The 21,066-nt window shown below is 63.1% G+C and carries 19 protein-coding genes and 1 tRNA gene; 7 read left to right on the top strand and 13 right to left on the bottom strand.

Annotated elements, in window-relative coordinates:
* Positions 1-28: 28 nt before the first annotated feature.
* The 4 genes from truA to ACYVHT_RS05000 form a co-directional block, all read right to left on the bottom strand.
* A complete protein-coding gene (gene truA / locus ACYVHT_RS04985; RefSeq protein ID WP_460548595.1) occupies positions 29-784 on the bottom strand; it encodes a tRNA pseudouridine(38-40) synthase TruA in 756 nt (251 codons plus the stop codon).
* 90 nt (positions 785-874) lie between these two features.
* Positions 875-2,305, bottom strand: a complete 1,431-nt coding sequence (locus ACYVHT_RS04990) for a T9SS type A sorting domain-containing protein (protein ID WP_460548597.1) — start codon at positions 2,303-2,305, stop codon at positions 875-877.
* Between the two features lie 29 nt (positions 2,306-2,334).
* A complete protein-coding gene (locus tag ACYVHT_RS04995) occupies positions 2,335-3,780 on the bottom strand; it encodes an FG-GAP-like repeat-containing protein (protein WP_460548599.1) in 1,446 nt (481 codons plus the stop codon).
* Between the two features lie 198 nt (positions 3,781-3,978).
* Positions 3,979-5,184, bottom strand: a complete 1,206-nt coding sequence (locus ACYVHT_RS05000; protein ID WP_460548601.1) for a thiolase family protein — start codon at positions 5,182-5,184, stop codon at positions 3,979-3,981.
* Positions 5,185-5,273: 89 nt separating this feature from the next.
* Here ACYVHT_RS05000 and ACYVHT_RS05005 point away from each other — a divergent pair, with 89 nt between their 5' ends.
* Entirely contained in the window at positions 5,274-5,744 is a 471-nt protein-coding gene (locus ACYVHT_RS05005) for a DUF4293 family protein (protein ID WP_460548603.1), read from the top strand.
* Positions 5,745-5,814: 70 nt separating this feature from the next.
* Here ACYVHT_RS05005 and ACYVHT_RS05010 read toward each other — a convergent pair whose 3' ends face one another.
* The 5 genes from ACYVHT_RS05010 to ACYVHT_RS05030 all read right to left on the bottom strand — a co-directional run bounded on the left by ACYVHT_RS05010 (position 5,815) and on the right by ACYVHT_RS05030 (position 12,092).
* Positions 5,815-6,804, bottom strand: a complete 990-nt coding sequence (locus ACYVHT_RS05010) for a DUF4476 domain-containing protein (RefSeq protein ID WP_460548605.1) — start codon at positions 6,802-6,804, stop codon at positions 5,815-5,817.
* Positions 6,805-6,990: 186 nt separating this feature from the next.
* Positions 6,991-8,910 (bottom strand): OmpA family protein, encoded by a 1,920-nt coding sequence (locus ACYVHT_RS05015; RefSeq protein WP_460548607.1) that lies wholly within the window; start codon positions 8,908-8,910, stop codon positions 6,991-6,993.
* Between the two features lie 95 nt (positions 8,911-9,005).
* Complete coding sequence (locus ACYVHT_RS05020) at positions 9,006-9,518, bottom strand: hypothetical protein (protein WP_460548610.1); 513 nt, start codon at positions 9,516-9,518, stop codon at positions 9,006-9,008.
* A 139-nt stretch (positions 9,519-9,657) separates the two neighbouring features.
* Positions 9,658-10,509, bottom strand: a complete 852-nt coding sequence (locus ACYVHT_RS05025) for a (Fe-S)-binding protein (protein ID WP_460549063.1) — start codon at positions 10,507-10,509, stop codon at positions 9,658-9,660.
* A 179-nt stretch (positions 10,510-10,688) separates the two neighbouring features.
* Positions 10,689-12,092: a (Fe-S)-binding protein gene (locus tag ACYVHT_RS05030; RefSeq protein ID WP_460548612.1), complete on the bottom strand. Its 1,404-nt coding sequence runs from the start codon at positions 12,090-12,092 to the stop codon at positions 10,689-10,691.
* 170 nt (positions 12,093-12,262) lie between these two features.
* On the opposite strand from ACYVHT_RS05030, the gene ACYVHT_RS05035 reads away from it, so the two are divergent.
* From ACYVHT_RS05035 to ACYVHT_RS05045, 3 genes are all read left to right on the top strand, one after another.
* A tRNA-Phe gene (locus ACYVHT_RS05035) sits at positions 12,263-12,335 on the top strand.
* A gap of 455 nt (positions 12,336-12,790) precedes the next feature.
* Positions 12,791-14,407 carry a vWA domain-containing protein gene (locus ACYVHT_RS05040; RefSeq protein ID WP_460548614.1) on the top strand — a complete coding sequence of 539 codons (1,617 nt, stop codon included), beginning with the start codon at positions 12,791-12,793 and terminating at the stop codon, positions 14,405-14,407.
* A gap of 265 nt (positions 14,408-14,672) precedes the next feature.
* Positions 14,673-15,236 (top strand): fasciclin domain-containing protein, encoded by a 564-nt coding sequence (locus ACYVHT_RS05045; protein ID WP_460548616.1) that lies wholly within the window; start codon positions 14,673-14,675, stop codon positions 15,234-15,236.
* Between the two features lie 17 nt (positions 15,237-15,253).
* Here ACYVHT_RS05045 and ACYVHT_RS05050 read toward each other — a convergent pair whose 3' ends face one another.
* Positions 15,254-16,495: a DnaJ domain-containing protein gene (locus ACYVHT_RS05050; protein WP_460548618.1), complete on the bottom strand. Its 1,242-nt coding sequence runs from the start codon at positions 16,493-16,495 to the stop codon at positions 15,254-15,256.
* A 145-nt stretch (positions 16,496-16,640) separates the two neighbouring features.
* Between ACYVHT_RS05050 and ACYVHT_RS05055 the strand changes: the two genes are divergently transcribed.
* The 3 genes from ACYVHT_RS05055 to ACYVHT_RS05065 are packed head-to-tail and all read left to right on the top strand — an operon-like array spanning position 16,641 to position 18,630.
* Entirely contained in the window at positions 16,641-17,018 is a 378-nt protein-coding gene (locus ACYVHT_RS05055; protein ID WP_460548620.1) for a phage holin family protein, read from the top strand.
* 6 nt (positions 17,019-17,024) lie between these two features.
* On the top strand, positions 17,025-17,873 hold the full coding sequence (locus ACYVHT_RS05060; RefSeq protein WP_460548622.1) for a hypothetical protein: 849 nt from the start codon (positions 17,025-17,027) through the stop codon (positions 17,871-17,873).
* Positions 17,845-18,630: a geranylgeranylglyceryl/heptaprenylglyceryl phosphate synthase gene (locus ACYVHT_RS05065; protein ID WP_460548624.1), complete on the top strand. Its 786-nt coding sequence runs from the start codon at positions 17,845-17,847 to the stop codon at positions 18,628-18,630. The genes ACYVHT_RS05060 and ACYVHT_RS05065 overlap by 29 nt, the downstream gene beginning before the upstream one ends.
* A gap of 97 nt (positions 18,631-18,727) precedes the next feature.
* Here the strand turns inward: ACYVHT_RS05065 and ACYVHT_RS05070 are convergent, their stop codons facing one another.
* From ACYVHT_RS05070 to ACYVHT_RS05080, 3 genes are all read right to left on the bottom strand, one after another.
* Positions 18,728-19,438: a GAF domain-containing protein gene (locus tag ACYVHT_RS05070; RefSeq protein ID WP_460548627.1), complete on the bottom strand. Its 711-nt coding sequence runs from the start codon at positions 19,436-19,438 to the stop codon at positions 18,728-18,730.
* 153 nt (positions 19,439-19,591) lie between these two features.
* Positions 19,592-20,641, bottom strand: a complete 1,050-nt coding sequence (gene arsS, locus ACYVHT_RS05075) for a radical SAM/Cys-rich domain protein (RefSeq protein WP_460548629.1) — start codon at positions 20,639-20,641, stop codon at positions 19,592-19,594.
* A gap of 72 nt (positions 20,642-20,713) precedes the next feature.
* A complete protein-coding gene (locus tag ACYVHT_RS05080; RefSeq protein WP_460548631.1) occupies positions 20,714-21,046 on the bottom strand; it encodes a carboxymuconolactone decarboxylase family protein in 333 nt (110 codons plus the stop codon).
* Between the last annotated feature and the right edge of the window lie 20 nt (positions 21,047-21,066).

Consider the following 21,066-nt stretch of genomic DNA (forward strand, 5'->3'; position numbering starts at 1 on the left):
CAAGACCGGGCGATTTCCTAAAAGGCTGCTACACCAGTGGCACAATTCCCGGTTCGTATTCCACCCGGCTCAGAAACAGGCCCTTTGCCGGGGCCGCGCTGCCGGCATCCACGCGCTGCTGCGCCCACAGCACCTGCTGAAACTCGCGCGGCGTAAGCTTGCCCCGGCCCACGTCGAGCAGGGTGCCCACCACCAGCCGCACCATGCCCCGCACAAAGCGGTTGGCCCGGATGCGAAACACCCAGCCGCCCGGTGCCGCGTGCCAGCCAGCCTCGGTGCAGTAGCACACGTAGTGGTTTTCGCCGCCCTTCACCTTGGAGAAGGCCGTGAAATCGAACTGCCCCAGCATATAGCCGGCCGCCTCGTTCATGGCCGCCACGTCGAGGGGGCGGTCCACGAACAGGGCCTGGTCGCGGCGGAAGGGGTCGGGCTGGGTCACCACACAGTAGTCGTAGGTGCGTTCCTCGGCCGAGAAGCGGGCGTGGGCCTCATCGGGCACGGGGTGCAGGCGCAGGGCCCCGATATCGGGGGGCAGGGCGCGGCGCAGGCGGTAGAGCAGCACGTCGAGCGGGAGGGTCTCGGGCAGGTCGGCGTCGAAGTGGGCTACCTGGTGGCTGGCGTGCACGCCCGTATCGGTGCGGCCGCTGCCGAGGCAGTAGGTGGGCCGGCGCAGCACCTGCGTGAGGCAGCGGTCGAGCTCGGCCTGCACGGTGAGCTGGTGGGGCTGAATCTGCCAGCCGCAGTATCGGGTGCCATCGTAGGCGAGGTGGAGGAAATACCGCATGGCCCGCAAAAGTACGGCCCACGTAGCGCGGACTTTCAGTCCGCGAGGGCAATGAACTAAGGGGATTTACTCGCGGACTAGAAGTCCGCGCTACTCCACCACCACGCGGCGGGCCAGGGCGGTGCCGCCGGCCCGCAGGCGCAGGGTGTAGAGGCCGGGGGCCAGCCCGCTGGTTTCAACCCGAAAGCTGCTACTGCCTATGGCCGGGCGGCGCACCACCTGGCCCAGGGCATCGAGCAGTTCGGCCTGAGTGGGCACGAGGCCGGCCGGCAGCTGCACACGGAAAGTGTCGTGGGCGGGATTGGGATAGAGCGCAACCTCGGCGGCGGCGGTGGGGGCGGTGGCCAGGGGCGTATAGGTGCCGGTGTTGAGGAGGACCGATGCGGCGTTAAGTAGGTTGCTTGCCGTGACGATGTCGGGGCGTCCATCACCATTGATGTCCCCCAGCGCCACGCCGTTGGGAGAAGAGCTAATGGCAAAGTCGGCTTTGGGCCCGAATCCGCCAGCGGGCAGGCGAAGGAGTGCCGAAATAGAGTTACCTATGTAATTGCTGGTGATGATGTCAAGCCGCCCATCACCGTTGACATCGCCTAGGGCGATGCCGTTGGGCGATGCCCCGACGGCGTAATCCGTTTTCGTGCCCAAGCCGCTTGCGCCTCCCAGCAACACGGAGGCGATGCCGGTACTGTTGGTTCTGTCGGTGGTAGTGGTGACGACGTCCAGGCGTCCGTCGCCGTTCAGGTCTCCCAGCGCGAGGCAGCTGGGAAAGGTGCCCACCGGGTAGTCGGCATGAGGTGCATAGCCCCCACCGGGCAGCCCCAGCAGCACCGATACGGTGTTGTCGTAGTAATTGCTGGTTGCCAAATCGGGGCGACCGTCGCCGTTCAAGTCGCCTACGGCCACGCTGTTGGGACGCTGCCCGGTTGCGTATTCGGTTCGGGGGCCAAAGCCACCGCCCGATAGCCCCAGCAGCACCGACACGGTTGCATTGCTGGCATTCGTCTGGTTGCCGTTGGTCGTAACCAGGTCCAGCCGACCATCCCCATTGGCATCACCCAGGGTCACCGAGTTGGCTGCCGTAGAATAATTCGCGGCGGCTCCAAACGTGCCACCGAGCTGCCCCAGCAGTACCGAAACGATACTGGTATAACTACCGCCAACAATATCGAGCCAGCCATCTCCGTTCACATCACCCAATGCAATTGTTATGGGGGTTGTCGTTGCAGTAGCGTAAGTAATGGCCGTTGCAAAACCCCCTGCCTGTCCGAGCAGTATCTGCACTTTCGGATGACTATAGGAGCCTATAACAATATCTACACGGCCATCCCTATTTATATCGCCTAGCCTCACCCCTTCAGGAATATTATACAGAGGGGTCGTTGAGGCGACAAGTGCATAATTAGTTACCGACCCGAAGCTCTGCCCCCAGGCCGCCGGCCCGGCCGCGCCCAGGGCCAGCAGCAGCGCCCCGCGCCGGGCGAGGCTCAAGAGTTTGTTTGTAGTTGCGGAGAGGTGTTTCATCGCTGGAAAGGAAAATGGAAAAGTCCGCGCTACTCCACCACCACACGCTTGGCTAAGGCGGTGCCGCCGGCCCGCAGGCGCAGGGTGTAGAGGCCGGGGGCCAGCCCGCTGGTTTCAACCTGAAAGCTGCCACTGCCTATGGCCGGGCGGCGCACCACCTGGCCCAGGGCATCGAGCAGTTCGGCCTGAGTGGGCACGAGGCCGGCGGGCAGTTGTACGGTGAAGGCGTCTTGGGCGGGGTTGGGATAGAGCGCAACCTCGGCGGCGGCCGTGGGGGCGGTGGCCAGCGTAAAATTGCCGGTATTCAGCAAAACGCCTACCGTGTTGGTGCCGGCATTGGCCACCACAATGTCCACCCGACCATCGTTGTTCACGTCGCTGGCCACCACGCCCGAAGGCATGCTGTTCAGGCCGGTTGCATAGCTTTGAGCCGATGCAAAAAGGCTCGGCTGATTGGCTTGTGACAGCAGCACCCCAACATTATCGCCGAAAAAATTGGCTTCTACGATGTCCAGACGGCCATCGCTGTTGACGTCGGCTATTGTTTCAATAATCGGCCCCCGGCTATTGGAGTTGTAGGTGAGCGGCGGTGCAAACCCTCCGCCGGCCTGCCCCAGTAGTACCCCTATCAGGTTGATGGAGTGCAGGCCCGTGACGATGTCGGGCCGGCCGTCGCCGTTCACGTCGCCAATGGCCAGGCCCAGAATGGTGACGTTGCTGAACCCAATCGGGTAGGTGCTGAGGGTGCCCAGGCCGCCCCCCGCCTGGCCCAGCAAGATGCCGACCGTATTAAATCCCTGAATGTTGATGGCCGCATCCAGCCGGCCGTCGCCATTGACATCGCCCAGCTCGACCGAGCTCGGGTAGCTAAAAGCTCCGGTAGAATAGATGTTGGGGGCCGCAAAGCCGCCACTAGCCTGGCCGGCCAGCACGCAGATGCCCGCAGCATTGCCGTTGATAACGGCCACGATATCCAGCCGGCCGTCGCCGGTCACATCGCCCAGCGCTACGCTGGTGGGAACGAGGTTGATGCCCAGCGCGTAGGTGGTGGCGGGCGCAAAGCCGCCACTGGCGCGGCCCAGCAACACGCCAATGGCCCCCTGGCCGCTATTGGGCACCACAATATCAGGCCGGCCGTCGCCGCTCACATCGCCGATGGCTACATCGAAGGGAACGCCGGCACCGCCTGCGGAGTACGTGGTGGCGGTGCCAAACCCGCCGCCGGCCAGGCCCATCAGTACGCTGACCGTGGCGGAGCCGGCATTAGCGGTTACGATATCAACCCGCCCGTCGCCATTCAGGTCACTTACCGCCAAGCCTTCCGGATTGACCGCCGACGGTCCGGTCGGGTACGCTACCATTGGGCTGAAGCCCTGTCCCCAGGCCACCGGCCCGGCCGCGCCCAGGGCCAGCAGCAGCGCCCCGCGCCGGGCGAGGCTCAAGAGTTTGTTGGTAGTTGCGGAGAGGTGTTTCATCCGGGTAAAGGCGTGAAAGGTGGAAAGGAGGTGCCCGCGCCGCCGCGGCCGGGCTGCCCAAGATACCAGCGCGGCGCAGTTTCTCAAGTCGCTGCAGGGAATGGCTGGTGGCCTGACCAGAAAACAAGAACGTCATGTCCCAGCGCAGTCGCTCGGCATGACGTTCTTTTATTAGGACAGCGCGGTTAGATTGCCTTCCTACAGCTTCTCGTAAATCACGGCCGCGCCCTGGCCCACGCCCACGCACATCACGGCCAGGCCGTAGCGCATGCCTTCGCCGCGCCGGTGCATCTCGTGCAGCAGCGTGGCCGTAATGCGCGCCCCCGAGCTGCCCAGCGGGTGGCCCATGGCAATGCTGCCGCCGTTCACGTTCACCTTGGCGGGGTCGAGGCCCAGCTCCCGGATGCACACGATGCTCTGGGCCGCGAACGCCTCGTTCAGCTCAATCAGGTCGATGTCAGCCAGCGTGAGGCCGGCGCGCTTCAGCACCTTGTGGGTGGCCGGAATCGGGCCCAGGCCCATCACCGAGGGGTCCACCCCGGCCACGGCCGAGGCCACCACCCGCGCCAAAGGCTTGAGGTTGTATTTCTTCAGCGCCTCCTCGCTCACCACCAGGGCGGCGGCGGCCCCGTCGTTGATGCCCGCCGAGTTGCCGGCCGTCACGGTGCCACCTTCGGGCTGGAAGGCTGGCTTGAGCGTGCCCAGCTTCTCGATGGACGAGAAGCGCGGCTGCTCGTCGGCATCAAACAAGGCGGTGTCGCCCTTCGGATTCGGGATGAACACCGGCACAATCTCCTTGCGGAAGCGGCCTTTCTCCAGCGCCCGCGCATACTTGCGCTGGCTCTCGAAGGCGAAGGTGTCCTGCTCCAGACGCGTCACGCCGTACTGCGCGGCCACGTTCTCGGCCGTCTGGCCCATGGCATACGGGTAGTGCAGCTTGCTCAGGCGCGGGTTGATGAAGCGCCAGCCCAGCGTGGTGTCGTGGGCCGTGAGCTCGCGCCCGAAGGCCGACTCCGACTTAGCCATCACGAACGGGGCACGGGTCATGCTCTCGGCCCCGCCGGCCAGGTACACGTCGCCCTCGCCCGCCATAATGGCCCGCGCGGCATCCGTGATGCTTTGCAGGCCCGAGGCGCAGAGGCGGTTCACCGTCACGCCGGGTACCGTGATGGGCAGGCCGGCCAGCAGCGCCGCCATGCGGGCCACGTTGCGGTTGTCCTCGCCGGCCTGGTTGGCAGCACCAATGATGACGTCTTCGATGTCGTTTTTATCAACGGATGGGTTGCGGCGCAGGAGCTCGCGGAGAACATGGGCGGCCAAATCATCGGGGCGGACGCTGCTGAGAGCACCCGCGAATTTTCCAATCGGGGTACGCACCGCGTCCACGATATAAGCAGTTGGCATTCGAATGTAACTAATGGCGGCGCAAGCGCCGGATGAGACTAAATTTGTGGCCCGGCACCAATCCGGACCTTTTCTACACTACAACAAAGATGATACAAAGAATCCAAAGCGTGTTTTTACTCCTGCTGGCGCTGGCCATGCTCAGCGTCCTGGCGCTGCCCCTCTGGCACAAAGTCGACGGCCTCACGCACCAGGAGCTCACGCTCACGGCCTTCGGCTTCACGGCCCAGGGCCTCACGCTGGCCGGCCAGGGCCCGGTCTGGGTCATTGGCCTGCTGGCCGCCGCCTCGGCCGCCGTGGCCGCGTTCGAAATCTTCCAGTTTCGCAGCCGGAGCAAGCAGCTCTTGCTGGGCTCGGTCAATTTATTGCTCATCGTGGCCACGCTGGGCGCCATGTTCTACTTCTCCAACAAAGGCGAGCAGGTGCTCAACCTCAAGCTCGAAGGCCAGTACCTGATGGGCTTCTACCTGCCCACCCTGGCCCTGCTGCTCAACCTGCTGGCCAACCGCTTCATCCGCCGCGACGAGCAACTGGTGCGCAGCATGGACCGCCTCCGGTAGTGCCGTTGGGGCTGCAACAAAAAAGGCCGCTGTGAAGCGGCCTTTTTTGTTGCGCAGGCGAAAGAACGAACTACCGCTGCGGTGCTGCGTTCACGGCATCTTCCACGGCCCGCGCCCCGGCTTCGGTCTCGAAGGCATCATACACCCGGTCAAAATTCTCCGGGTCCGAAACGTGGGAGTAGGCAAACTTGGCTAAGTCAATGCGGCAGGCTTCGGAGCTGAGGCCGTGCAGCAGCCGGCTCAGGTCGTCGGCCTGAATGCTGCGCTCTTTCAGGCCGTCTTTGGCCGCGTTCAGCTTGCTCACTTCCGTAATGCGCTGCTTCATGGTCTGCTCCAGGCCGGTCACGTCCTGCGGGGCCAGCGTGCGGTAGCTGCTCACGGCCGAGCCGGGGTAGTAGCCGGCACCGTTGCCGGGGCCGTTGTTGTAGCCGCCTCCGTTGGGCGTGTTCGGGTTGTTGCCGTAGGGGCTGTTATTGCCGTTATTGGGGGCATTGTAGCCGCCATTGTTTGGATAGGGAGCGTTGTTATAGCCGCCGTTCGGGGCGTTGTTATAACCGCCATTGTCGTAGCTGCCGTTCGGGTTGTTGCCGTTGTAGGGGGCATTGCCGTAGCTGCCGGGTGCCGGGGCGGGGTAGGGCGCGGGGCTGTTGTAGTGGCCGCCATAGCCGTTGTTGTACCCATTGCCGTAGCCATAGCCGCGCCCGCCGCCATACAGCGACACGGCATTCACCTGCTGCAGATACAGCTGCCGGCCGGGGCGCGCCACCAGCACAAACGTGGTTTCGAGGCCGGGCTCCAGCCACACGCGGCTGCGGAAGCGCACCGCCCCGCCATACGCCGTGGGCACGCTGAAATCGGCCCAGTGCAGGCCGGGCACCAGCTGGTCGACGTGTACCTGCCGGGCCATGCCCCGCGTGAGGGGCCGGCCATCGAGCACCAGCCCAAACGGCACGCCGCGCTCCGACGAGAAGTTGGCATTGGCCGGGGCGGGCGGGTAAGCCAGGGCAGGAAGGACAGCCGTAAGCAAACCGGCAATTGCGAAAAGTAAGGCCTTTTTCATGGCGCTGAAGAATGAAGTGCCGACCACTAAATCCGGCCGGTATTTCACCCATTTTCAAAACCTGTGCCACGTTTGAACGAGGTGGACAACGACACGCGTTTCCTCCTGCTTTTGCACAATAGTGCCCAGCAAAAAGCCCCCGCAACCGAAGCTGCGGGGGCTTTTTCACCAGGCGAAACGCTTAGCTTACTTCGCGACTTTCGTCACTTTGAACTCCGTGCGGCGGTTGCGCTGGAATTCTTCTTCGGTCTTCGCATTCGGAATCAGCGGACGGGTTTCGCCGTAGCCTTTAGCCGTGATGCGGGCCTTGCTGATGCCTTTGCTCACGATGTAGTCAACCGCAGCCTGAGCGCGCTGCTGCGACAGCTTCAGGTTGTAGGCGTCCTTACCGCGCGAGTCGGTGTGCGAGCTCAGTTCAACCGAGATTTTGGGGTTGTCCACCAGCGTCTGCACCAGCGTATCGAGGCGAATAGCGGCATCCGGACGGATGTCGTATTTGTTGTAATCGTAGAGAATGTCTTTGATTTCGATGGCCCGGGCCAGGATGATTTTGTTCAGCGTCAGGGTCACCGGCAGCTGAATGTCGTTCGTCAGGTTGGGCAGGGCATCCTGGCTGGGCTTGCGGCCCACGGTGCTCAGCGAAGCACGAGCGGCGAAGTCACCAGCGCGCTCGGCCCGGAAGGCGTAGTTGCTCACCGAGTCCAGCTTCAGGCTGAATTTGCCCGAGGCATCGGTGGTCACGGTCTGCGGGGCGCCATTGGGGCCGGTTACGGTCACGGTAGCGCCCGCGGCTGGCGTGGTGGTGCCGGCTTTGTCGTCGCGCTCCACCACGGTGCCGTCAGCATAGAAGGTAACCAGCTTGAGGGGCTTCTTCTTGAACATGTACTCGTCGTCCGAACCTTTGCCACCGGCGCGGTTCGAGCTGAACAGGCCCATGTCGCCGGCCATCGGAATAGGCGCGAAGTCGTCGGCGGGGCTGTTCACGTCGGCACCCAGGTTCACCGGCTTGCCGGCTTTCACCATGAACAAGTCGAGCTTGCCCACGCCGGGCCGTCCGTCCGAAGCGAAGTACAGCGTGCCATCTGGCGCTACGCCGGGGAAGTTCTCGTTACCGGCAGTGTTGATGCTTTCGCCCAGGTTTTCGGCGGGCGAGAAGCGGCCGTTCGGGCCGAGGGTGGCTTTGTACAGGTCGTTGCCGCCCTGGCCGCCTTTGCGGCTCGAGGAGAAGTACAGCGTAGTGCCATCGGGCGCGAAGGCCGGCGAGAAGTCGTCGGCCGTACGGTCGTTGATGTTGGCGAGCACGGGCTCGCTCCAGGTACCACCTTTGTTGTAGGAAATCCAGAGGTCCACGCTCAGGTAGCCTTTCTTGCTGCCATCGTTCGAGCGGGCAAACACCATCGTCTTGCCGTCGGGCGTGTAGGTGGCGCTGGCTTCGTGCTTGTTCTCGCTGTTGAAGGGCCCTTCGAGCTTGCGGGCGGTGCCGCCGGTCATGGCCGTGGCATCGTCAAACTTGATGGCGTAGAGGTGGTTGAAGTTCTCGCCGTTGCCGAGGTACTTCTTGCCGTCGCGGCCGGAGGTGAACACGAAGTCGCCGCCGGGCACCATCGAGCCGCCAAAGTCGGAAGCGGCCGAGTTCAGCGCGTCCACGGGCATCACGTCGTATTTGTTTTTCATCGCGGCCACTTCTTTGCTGGCCGTGGCGTTCTTGGCTTCCACCTCGGCGCGGGCGGCCAGGGTGCGGTTGCCGCCGTTGGTGGCATAGGTAGCAAACTGGGCTGCGGCTTCGTCGTACTTGCCGTTGGCTTTCAGCGCTTCAGCGTAGCGGAAGCCAGCGTCGGCGTTTTTCACGCCGCCGTCGATAGCTGCCTTATAAAAGGGCTCGGCCATTTCCACCCGGTTCGAGAGGCGGTAAGCCTCGCCGATGCGGAAGTTGGAGATGGCCGCGTTTTTGCCCTTGGCCACATCGGCCTGGTACAGGGGAATGGCCGTCTCGTATTGGCCACGGGCGAACTGCTTGTCGCCTTTGCTCATGCCGCCTGAAGTGGCGCAGCCGCTCATTAGCGCGACAGAACCAGCCGCAGTGCAGACGAATAATAGTTTCCTCATAGGTGAAATTGGGGTGGTGTGGGGAGGGAGGGCAGTGGGAAAAGTTCCCGACTAGGCATTTTTGGGTTAGCAATAATACTACGTTTAACTAGGATTCATGCTAGCGTCGGCTTTTTTTCTTCATGACTGAAGTAGCGGGCCAGCCAGGTTTCGGCTGCTGGCCGGGGCCAGTGGGTATCCAATTCAGCCTTAGTGGCTACCGTATTATCGAAATAAAAGGTGTCCGGGAGTACCGTTCCGGCGGCTATGGCGGCTTTTAGCTCGGTGTGCTTCACAGTCTGAACCGTACCGCTCTGCAAAAAAGCCAGCCGGGATTTTTCGAGCAGCGCCACGCCCAGCGCCTGCTCCAGCTGCGCCACAAACCGCACCGACGAATCGATGGAACAGCCGCTTGCGCCGGCCACGCCTTCATCCAACCCAATGACCAGAAAATGCTGGTGCAGAAACTCGGCCGAGGCCAGCAGGCTGCGGCCGTGGCTGGTCCACTCTTCGGCAAAGCGCGCCAGGGCCGGCATCACCGACACAATTTCGGGGGCGCTGAGCGGCCGGCTGGCCTGGTAAATCCAAACCCGGGCTTCGGGCGGGAGCTGGTCGAAGGCAACGTACATAGGGCATGAAGCTGACAGGGGAGAGGCAGACAAACCGGCTTGCGCGGCAGCCTATTGCCCCAAAGTTATGGGGGCAAACGAAGTCAAGTAGCTTTTCTTGCCTTCGTTTGCCCCCAAAAGTCGGGTCGCCCGCGAAAAGTTATGCGTTGATGCCTTCGGCTGAGGCTACCAGCTCGGCCAGGTCGAACACCTGCACGTTGTTTTCCTGGTCCTTATTCTTTACGCCGTCGTTCATCATGGTCATGCAGAAGGGACAGCCCACGGCAATGATGCTGCCCTTCAAATCGTGCGCGCCGGGCGTGCCGGTTTCCGTTTCCACGCCGCCCAGGTTGGCCAGGGCATCGGCTTTGCCGCTGAGGGTAGCCAGCGCCTCTTCGGTGCGCTCGATGTTGATGTCCTTCCTGCCCGGCTCGGGCTCCTTAAACATCTGGGCACCACCCGCGCCGCAGCACAGGCCGTTGGCGCGGCTGCGCTTCATCTCCACCAAGTCGGCATCGAGGGCGGCCAGCACTTCGCGCGGGGCTTCGTAAATGTTATTGGCGCGGCCCAGGTAGCAGCTATCGTGGAAGGTGATGCGGCGGCCTTTGAAGCTTTCGCCGCCGGTCACGCCCACCTTGCCTTCGTTGATGAGCTGCTGGAGGTAGGTGCTGTGGTGAATGACTTCGTAGTCGCCGCCCAGCGCGGGGTACTCGTTTTTGATGGTGTTGAAGCAGTGCGGGCAGGCCGTCACGATTTTCCTGATGCCGTAGCCGTTCAGGGTCGTGATGTTCTGCATGGCCTGCATCTGAAACAGGAACTCGTTGCCGGCGCGCTTGGCGGGGTCGCCGGTGCAGCTTTCTTCCAGGCCCAGCACCGCGTACCTGGTGCCTACGTGGTCGAGAATACGCACGAAAGCGCGGGTCACGCGCTTGTACCGGTCATCGAAAGCGCCGGCGCAGCCCACCCAGAACAGGATTTCGGGCGACTCGTTGCGGGCCGCCAAATCGGCCATGACGGGAACATTGATTTGCTTTTTAGCGGGAGTATCGGGAGTCATAGAAGAAGGGATTGACACGGTTGTCATCCTGAGCGGAGCGAAGGACCTTATCACGTCCGGGCCGCAGTGAATTAGTAAACCAGACGAAAGCGGCAGTGATAAGATGCTTCCTTCGTCAGCATGACAGACGATTCTTAAGCTACCGTCGCTTTCGCCGGCTTCTCGGCCGCAAACAAGTCATCGGCCCAGTTAAACCGGTCCGACGGCGAGAAAGCCCACGGCGCGCCGTTGTTTTCGATGTTGGAGAACATCACGTTCAGCGAGTTCGGCGCGGCCGATTCTTCCAGCACCAGGAAGCGGCGCATCTCGATGATGCTTTCCAGGGGGTTGATGTTGACGGGGCAGCTTTCCACGCAGGCGTTGCAGGTGGTGCAGGCCCAGAGCTCCTCGGGCGTCACCTTGCCGCGCAGCAGCGTGGCTTCCATCAGGTCGGTCACGGGCTCGTGCTTGGCTTCTGCCCCGTACACGTTGGGACGGAAGATGAGCGGCGAGTTATACTTCTCTTCCATCCGGTCGCGCGTGTCCATGATGATTTTGCGCGGCGAGAGCAGCTTGCCCGTCAGGTTGGCCGGGCACACCGAGGTGCAGCGGCCGCACTCGGTGCAGGAGTAGGCATTCAGCAGGTTGGTCCAGGGCAGGTCCTCCACGTCTTTGGCCCCAAAGGGCGTAGGCGCCAGGGCCGAGCCATCGGGAGCCGTAGGCGCGGGCGGCACCACAAAGCTGGGGTCCATCATGGCCTTCACCTCGTTGGTAATGCTGTCCACGTTCGAAAACTGCCCTTGCGGCACCAGCCGCGAGTACCACACGTTCGGGAACGCCAGGATGATGTGGAAGTGCTTCGAGCTGGGCAGGTAGTTCAGAAACAAAAAGATACCCGTGATGTGCAGCCACCAGCCCAACCGCTCCAGTATGTGCAGCGTAGTCACGTTGGAGGGCAGCAGGCCCACCAGCAGGTTGCTGATGGGGAAAGTGCCCGGCAGGTCCTGGCCTTCCAGCTGGTGCAGCTTCAAGTCGGCGGTATTCATGAAGAACAGGGCCATCATCAGCGCCACTTCGATGTAGAGAATGATGTTGGCATCGAGCTTGGGCCAGGCGCGCAGCTCCACGCCGCTGAAGCGTTTCACCGGCGGCTTGCGGTTGCGGCGCCACCAGAACGCAGCCACCGCGATGATAACCAGCGCGGCCAGGACTTCATTGGTGGCCATGAGCACGTCGTACACCGGCCCGAGGAACTTGAGGGCGCGGTGAAAGCCGAAAATGTTGCCAAACAGCCCGTCGATGACAATTTCAATCACCTCAATGTTGATGACCAGAAAGCCCACGTACACCACCAGGTGCAACAGGGCGGGCGTCATCCGCTTGAACATTTTTTGCTGCCCAAAAGCTACCAGCAGGGTTTTCTGAAACCGCTCGGCGGCGTGGCCGCTCATGTCACGGTCGCGCCCGACGAGGATGTTGGCGCGTATTTTCCGGACTTGCCACGCGAACAAGCCAAAAGCTGCTACCAGCAGTAGCAGGAAGAGAATAGATTGCAACATGCGGTAAAGGTAAGGTGGGAACGATTGGGGACGCAATATACTCGGCATGCCGAATACTTTCACGGAAATTATTGCCCGGCCAACACTTTTTTTACTCGATTTCTTGCGTCATTGTTTTGGATTCGTACCTTTGCGGTCCCCAAAGCAACCTAAAGCCGCTACGGGGAAACGGCAACATAGCTCAGTTGGTAGAGCACAGCACTGAAAATGCTGGTGTCGTTGGTTCGATTCCAACTGTTGCCACGAAAAAGGCCTCTAGCATTGCGCTAGAGGCCTTTTTTGTTTTCAGGCAAACGCTTACAGGTGAGTTGCCCTTCTCCCGACTTTTCCCGCGCCCCGGCCGCCTGACCTGGCAGCCGGGACGGGCAGTGCGTGGTGTGCGGGCCGGTGAGCAGCGCAACTTTAGATGCCTCAGGCATTGGCCTGCGGCAAACCGTGCCGCGGGCTGCCGGATAGCAGCTGCCATGGGTTACCTCTGCGGCGTTGCCGGTATATAGGACCACAGGCGGCGCTGCCTGTGCTTTTGCCTCTTCGGGGCAGCCCTTTCATGGGGCCGGCCGTGCTGCCGCCGGGTTTTCGTCGCGAAGAAAACCCGGCCCCAGCCCGCCCTCCGCAAAGTCGCGACTTGCGGGGGGGCGAGTAGCCGGTACCGCCCGCCGGAGGCCGCTTGCCTTTCCCTCCATCTTTTCTTTTCAACAATGAAGCGAAACTGCCTGCGCCCCCTGTGGGGGCTGCTGGTGGGCGCGTGGCTATTGCCCGCCTGCCAGCAACAATATTCCACCGAGCATATGATGCTGCGAAAGGAGGTGGCAGAAATGACTGCCGAGCCCGCCGCAACTCCTGTTTCCGCCGATTCCGAAGCGGCCGATACCGTGCAGGGCAACCGCGAGAATTACGCCGTTATCCACGAAAACCCGTTTCTGTCGGCGGCGCGTAATCCGCTCAGCACCTTTGCCATCGACGTGGACCGCGCCTCCTATGCCAACGTGCGCCGCTTCCTGACCCAGGACCGGCAGCTGCCCCCGCCCGATGCCGTGCGCCTGGAAGAGCTGGTGAACTACTTTCCTTACCACTACCCGCAGCCGCGCACCGGCCCGGCCTCGCTGAACGCCGAAGTGGCCGCCTGCCCCTGGAACCCGGCCCACCAGCTGGTGCTGGTGGGCGTGCAGGGCAAGCAGGTACCAACCGAAAACCTGCCGCCGGCCAACCTGGTGTTTCTGCTCGACGTGTCGGGCTCGATGAACGACCCGCAGAAGCTGCCGCTGCTGAAAGAGTCGCTGCGGCTGCTGGTGCGCGAGGCGCTGCGCCCGCAGGACTACGTGGCCATTGTGGTGTATGCCGGGGCGGCCGGCGTGGTGCTGCCGCCCACCTCGGGGGCCGAGCCCGAAACCATTCTGCGCGCCCTCGATGGGCTGGAAGCCGGCGGCTCCACGGCCGGTGGCGAAGGCCTGCGGCTGGCCTACCAGCTGGCGCAGCAGCACCAGCGCCCCGGCGGCAACAACCGCATTATCCTGGCCACCGACGGCGATTTCAACGTGGGCGAGCAGAGCGATGCCGACATGGAGCGGCTGATTACACAGGAGCGGGAATCGGGCGTGTTTCTGTCGGTGCTGGGCTTTGGCGAGGGCAATTTGCAGGACAGCAAAATGGAGCTGCTGGCCGATAAGGGCAACGGCAACTACGCCTACATCGACCAGCTGGGCGAGGCCCGGCGGGTGCTGGTGCAGCAATTCGGCGGCACCTTGTTCACCCTGGCCAAGGATGTGAAAGTGCAGGTCGAGTTCAACCCCGCCCTGGTGCGCGAGTACCGCCTGCTGGGCTACGAAAACCGCCTGCTGGCCGCCGAGGACTTCAACGACGACCGCAAAGACGCCGGCGAGCTGGGCGCGGGCCAGCAGGTCACGGCCCTCTACGAAGTGGTGCCGGTGGGCGCGCCCGAAACCGGCAGTTCTTCCGTCGACGCATTGAAATACCAGCACACAAGCCCTGCTGCATCCGCTCCCGGCACGGAGCTGCTCACCGTGAAGCTGCGCTACCAGGAGCCGCAGGGCAGCCACAGCCAGCTGCTCACGCTGCCCGTGCGCAACGTCCGGCTGGGCGAACCCATTGCCCAGGCCTCCGACAACCTGCGTTGGGCGGCGGCCGTGGCGCAATTCGGCCTGCTGCTGCGCGGCTCCCGCTACGCCGGCTCGGCTACCTGGGCCAGCACCACGGCCCTGGCCGGCAACATGAACGGGCCGGATGCCGACGGCTCCCGCACCGAATTTCGCGGGCTGGTGCAGCAGGCGGCTGCGCTGGGCAGGATGCCCCGATGATAACAGCAGGCTATTCGGCCTGCCTTGTGCCGACGAGACAGGGCCTTTCCTGCGGCGGTGCGCTGCGGATAGTCGACCCGGGAAAAAGCCGGAAATAGCGAAGTGGGCCGGTATTTTGCACGAGCCGGCAAGTAGCAGGTAAAGAAAATGTTGGGATATCCACGGCGTGATATCCTAAAAAACTTTGCCGCCGGGGCAATCCGTCGGCGGAAGTGGTGGCGTAGGTGGGGCATCATCCAAAACATCCAACCATTTCTTTATCCCGATGAAAAAGTCTTTGTTTTCCCTCGCCTTCGTTGCCCTCTTCAGTGTTGCCGCTACCACCACGGTTTCGGCCCAGGCTACCAAGACGGTGATGGTGGGCGGCGCCCCCATGTACCCCACGAAAAACATCGTGGAAAACGCTGTTAACTCGAAAGACCACACCACCCTGGTGGCCGCTGTGAAAGCCGCCGGCCTGGTCGAAACCCTGCAAAGCGCTGGTCCCTTCACCGTGTTTGCCCCCACCAACGAAGCCTTCAACAAGCTGCCTGCCGGCACCGTCGAAACCCTGGTGAAGCCGGAGAACAAGGCTACCCTCACCAAAATCCTGACCTACCACGTGGTGGCCGGCAAAATGACTTCGGCCGACATTGCCAAGGCCATCAAGGCTGGCGGTGGCAAGGCTACCCTCAAAACCGTGCAGGGCGGCACCCTGACGGCCATGATGAAAGGCAAAGCCCTGGAACTGAAGGACGAGAAAGGCGGCGTTTCGACCGTTACCATCGCCGACGTAATTCAGAGCAACGGCGTGATTCACGTAGTGAATACCGTGCTGATGCCCAAGTAGTCTTTCTGAGCTGCTGATTACAACTGCGGCAACCGCCGTCGGCCCCAGGCCGGCGGCGGTTGTTTGTTTTTAGGCCAGTGGGCGGCCGGTGGCGGGCCGGGCGGCTTTGTGGGCGGTTTGGGTGCGCAGCTTTTTTGCGCGGTGCGGGCATAGTCGTAGCCCAGCCGCACGGCACGGCTGTAAAACTCGCAGGCGGCAGTGGCGTCGCCGGTGCGGGCGGCCAGCCGGCCCAGCAGAAAGTGCGTGCGGCCATCCCGGGGATTGGCCCGAATCACCCGGAAATAATCGGCCCGGGCCTCGGCATAGCGGCCCAGCGAGGTGTAGGCCAGGCCGCGCAGCTGCACGTAGTGCCAGGGCGTGGCGCGCCCGGCCCGCCGGCGCTGCCCCAGGCCGGTGCTGAAATCTGCCACGGCCTGGGCCAGCTGGTTCAGGTCGAGCAGCCGGATTTCGCCCCGGGCCAGGTAAGCCGCGCTGCGGGTACTGTCGAGCCGAATGGCCTGAGAAAAATTCAGCTCCGCCGAATCGGGGCGGCCCAGCACGGCTTCGCAGCGGCCCAGAAAGTAGCGCGTCGTGGCTTCGGCGCGCGGGGCCTGTGGCTGGAGCAGCGCGGCCCGGAAATTGGCGCGCGCCCCGCGCGGGTCGTGGTTGATGAGCAGGTCCAGCTCGCCGAGGCGGGCCAGGGTGGGAGCGTGGTCGGGCCGGAAGTGCAGCGCCTCTTCCAGAAATGTATAGGCCGGGGCCCACTGGCCGTGGGCGTAGGCGTGCAGGCCGTCGCGGTAGTTGCTGTTGGCCGTCACGCGGTCCATGGTCACCTTCACGGCCAGCGCAAACAGCACAATGCCCAGCAGCAGCGCCCCGGTCAGCAGCCAGTCGCGGCCGTTGAAGCGGGCGCGCTTGTTCGGAATGCGCTGGTAGTGTCGCTCGCGGGCCCCGGCCGGCGGGCGGGTGCGCAGCGGGGCCGGCGGCGGCATGGGCACGCCATATACCTGCTGCGTGGCCGGGCGGTGCTGCTGGGCCCGCTGCGCCTCCCGCGCCCGGCGGGCGGCCTGGGCCAGCTGAAAGTCGTAGGTGGCGCGCTTGCCGGGGTCGCTGAGCACGGCGTAGGCCACCGCCACGGCCTTAAACTGGTCTTCGTAGCGCACATCCCCGCCGTGCTTATCCGGGTGGTAGCGCACCACCAATTGCCGGTAGGCGCGCTTAATGTCGGCGGCCGGGGCATCGGGGGCTACTCCAAGAACTTGGTAATGATTCTGACTCACGCGGGGAGGGAAACACAAAGGGTACTACAAAATTCAGCCGCAGGCCGCGATTTTCCGTAGAACGGACGCGGCCCGCAGCTGAATTCTGCGAAAACAGCGCTTTGCCCAGGCTTTATTTTCTTTTTCTGACCCTTTTTCGCGCCGTATGTTCACCGACGACGATACTTCCAAAACCCCGCGCAACGACAGCCTGATTGGCAACCTGACCGGCTACCTCGACACCCGCATCGACCTGGTGCGCCTTGAGCTTCAGCAGCGGGTATCCACCATCCTGGTGGGCACCATTCACGGCGCGGCCCTGGCCATGCTGGGGCTGCTGTTCATCATTTTCGTGAGCATCTTTGCCGGCCTGGCCCTCAATTCGGCGCTCAACAGCCCGTACTGGGGGTTTGGCGTAGTGGCCGGCTTCTACCTGGTGCTGCTGGTGCTGGTGGTGGTGGGCGTAGACAAAGCTGCCTTCCAGGGCATTGCCAACAAGGTGCTCAAGGACACTATTTATAAATCTGACAAACGCCAAGCCTAGCCTGCCATGAGTGAGTTGCAAAATCCGTTGTTCGACGAAGAAAAAGAATTTCTGGAGCGCAAAAAGCTGGAATACGAGCGCGCCCTGCGCGGCGACGTCGAGCACATCAAAGACCAGTCGGTGATGGTGGGCAAGGTAGCATTGGTGGGGGCCGGCCTGGCCGGCGGCGTGTGGCTCATCAGCAAGCTCATTGGCGGCAAGAAGCGCAAGAGCCGCAAGCGCGCCCGGCACGAAGAACACCTCGATGCCGAGCGCGAAGAAGCCGACCACGACTACGAGTTCGGCTCCAACTACTACTCCAGCGGCAAGGCCAATGGCCATGATGATGGACTGGCTCACAAGTCGGCCGCCGTATCGGCACAGGCCTTTGCCGACCATCACGCCCACACCCACGAAGCCGACGACCTGGGTTTCGGCTCCAAGGCGGCGCAGGCTTACCCCGGCGCCGCCGACGCGGTGGCCGATGCGGAATCGAACGACTTCGACGCCGAAGAGTTTGAGGACGACCCTTTTCAGGACCTGCCCTACGACGACAGCCGCCGGCTGCCCGCCTCGCACGCGTTCGATGCTCCCGCCGCTGCCCCCGCGTCAGCGGCCAACTCCCGCTCGCAGTTGGTGGGCTCAGTGCTGAAGGCCTTTTTGCAGACCGACACGGGCAAGGTTTTGGTGGCGCAGGCCGCGGCCGTAGCCATGGCTTTGGTGACAAAAAAAATAGGGGAGTTTTTCCCAGCCGACAAAAATGCCGACCTTGCGACTTCCCCCGGCTACGCACCCGCCGAAACCGGGGCTGAATCCGTCGCTTCGCCTGCTCCTTCTGTCCCCTCGGATGCGTCCAACCCCTCCCAGTCTGTATGATGCGCTGCGCACCCGCCAGCAGCACGGCCGCAAGGCGCTGGCGGTCTTGCTCGACCCCGATAACCTAGACGAAACCAGCCTGTTGCACCTGCTCCGCCTGAGCGAGGCGCACCCGGTAGATTACTTTTTCGTGGGGGGCAGCCTAGTGCTTACCGAGCACCAGGCTGCCCTCATTGCGTTGGTCAAAGCCCACTCCACGGTGCCGGTGCTGCTGTTTCCCAGCCACAGCCTGCACCTCGACGGGCCGGCCGATGGCGTGCTGCTGCTCTCGCTTATCTCGGGGCGCAACCCCGATTTTCTTATCGGCCAGCACGTCGTGGCCGCCCCGCGCCTCAAGGCCAGTGGCCTACAACTGCTGCCCACCGGCTATATGCTCGTCGACTCGGGCCGGCCCACCACGGCCTCCTACATGAGCGGCACGCTGCCGCTGCCGCACGATAAGCCCGGCATTGCCGCCTGCACCGCGCTGGCCGGCGAGCAGCTGGGCTTAAGGCTGATGTACCTCGACGGCGGCAGCGGCGCGCAGAACCCGGTATCCGGCGCCATGATTCGAGCCGTACGCGAAGCCGTGAGCACGCCCATCATCGTGGGCGGCGGGCTGAACTCGGGCGAGAAAGTGTATGCCGCTCTGGCCGCCGGGGCCGATGTCGTGGTGGTAGGCAACCACATTGAGGCCCGGCCGGAGTTCCTGGCCGAAGTCGTTGGGGTGGTCGCCTCGTTCAACCAGGTAGCGGCTTCTCAACGGGTTTTCCAGTAGCCTTTTCCGCTTAGCAGCCTGTACCCGATGTACCTGAAAAAGCCCGCCGTGCTGAACACGGCGGGCTTTTTCAGGTACATCGGGTACAGGCTGCCAGTTAAGGCTGGTAGGCATCCAGCAGTGCCTGCAAGTCGCGGATGCGGCTTTCGACCTGGGTGAGGAAGGCCGTAGGCACGGGCACCTGCGTGCCATGGCGGGCAAACAGATAACGGACCAACGCATTAAACGCCTGCACTTCCTCCTGCAGCTCGGCACTGAGCCGGACCCATTGGGCTTCGCCGGTTTTGGGCTGCAGGCGGCAGAGGTGGCGCACGGCAATGGTGCGGCTGACCAAAGCGGCCAGCAGCTCAAGAATGCGTTGCTCGTCGGTGGTAAAGGTGCGCGGGGCGCGGTCGATGACGCACAGCGTACCGAGCGGGCGCTGGTCGGGGAGGCGCAGCAGTGCGCCGGCGTAGAAGCGCAGCTGGTTGTTTTCGGCCGCCCGCAGGGCTTCGGAGGGAATGTCCGGGTGCTGTTCCAGCGCCAGGTCGTGGTACACCACGGCCCGCGACAGGGCAATGGCGGTGGAGCACAGCGCTTCAATGCGCGGCTGGCGGGGCTGCTTCGGCATCCCCAGGTTGGCGGGGTAGTGCACATCGTCTTCCTCCACCACCGAGATGAGGGAGATGGGCAGACTGAAAATGCGGGCCGTGAGCGCCACAAACTCTTCGAACACGGGCTCGGTGAGGGTGGGCAGCACTTCGTAGGCACGCACGCTGCGGAGGCGGTCGGCTTCGTTGGCGGGCAGATTAGGGCGTGGGGTAGCCAAGGCGGTGAATCACAGAGGACGAAAAAAGCAGTGGAGCGGCACAGACAGCCGGTCCGCTGCCAAGTTACTGCCAGCAGCGCTCAATCCATGGGGTTGCGGGCAGAATTGTTGCTGCCCACGGACTGCAGCGGCTGGTTGAACGGGGGGACCGTCCTACGCCACGGTGCCGCCGCAGCTTGAGCCAGCCCCGGCCGTGCAGCCGTAGCAATGCTGGTTCACAACAATGGAGCGCCCGGCCAGTGCTGCCGCGTCGAAGTCGCGGATGTGCTGGCCGGAGCTGGCCACGGGCAGGTCGAGCATCTGGTTAAAATCGCAGTCGTATAGACCTCCGTCCCAACCCACCGAAATAGTGTCGCGGCACATCACGCCGGCCGCGGCCGTGGGGTTGAAGGCGTTGACCAGCTTTTCCATGTAGCCGGCGTAGTTGCCCGACTCGATGAGGTAGTCCAGAAACCGGCTCACGGGAATGTTGGTGATGGCAAACAGGCTGTTGAACACAATGCCGAAATCCTTGAGCAAAGCCCGTTTAAACTGCTGCTCCAGGCTGGCCTGCGGCCCCGGCATAAACGCGCCGGCGGGGTTATACACCAGGTTAAGGACCAGGCCGCTGCCGGGCTGGCCGTAGCCCACGGCGTTCAGCATTTGCAGGGCTTTGATAGAATCGGCAAATACCCCATCGCCCCGTTGCCGGTCGGTTTTGTCGGCTGTATAAAAGGGCAGGGAGCTGACTACCTCCACGCCATGCTTTTTAAAGAAGTCGGGCAGGTCGTGGTACTTCTTGTTGGCCACAATGATGGTCAGGTTGCAGCGCACAATAACCTTCCGTCCCAGCTTGCTGATTTCCTCCACAAACCAGCGAAAATCCGGATTCATCTCCGGAGCACCACCCGTGAGGTCCACGGTAGGAATGTCGGTCTGGGCCAGCACATTGAGGCAATGCTGCATCGTGGCGCGGGTCATGATTTCCTTGCGGTCGGGGCCGGCATCGACGTGGCAGTGCTTGCACACCTGGTTGCACATCTTGCCCACATTGATTTGCAGCACTGCCGGCGCCACCGGCCGCAGGGGCAGTAGCCCCGCCTCGGCCAGTTTCTGGTGGAAGGGCGGCAGGTGCAGCACGTCTACCACTTCCTGGCGTAGCACCGTCAGCTGAAACGCTGAGTCGGCGAGCCGATTGCCGGAAGCTTTAAGGGATTTCGCCATGAAAATAAGAGGAGTGGGAGGGCTGTTGGGAACAGAAGAACGTTATGCGCGGCATCGCGTTCCAACCGCGGGCTACATCGACAGTTCTTTTACTTTGTTCATCATCTGCACGCCGTGTACCAGCGTGGCGCCCCCACGAATGGCCGCCGCTACGTGCACGGCCTCCATCATTTCAGGCTCGGTGCAGCCTTTCTCCAGCGTGTCGGACGAGTAGGCGTCGATGCAGTACGGGCACTGCACGGCGTGGGCCACGGCCAGGGCAATCAGGGATTTTTCGCGGGCCGTGAGCGCGCCTTCGGCAAATACGGCGCCGTAGTACGCGAAAAACTTATCAGCAAACTCTTTCTGAAAGTCACCGATGTTGCCGAATTTCTTGAGGTCGGCGGGGTTGTAATAGGTTTCCATGCGCGGGGTTTAAATGAAAT

This window comes from Hymenobacter daeguensis (assembly GCF_054780555.1).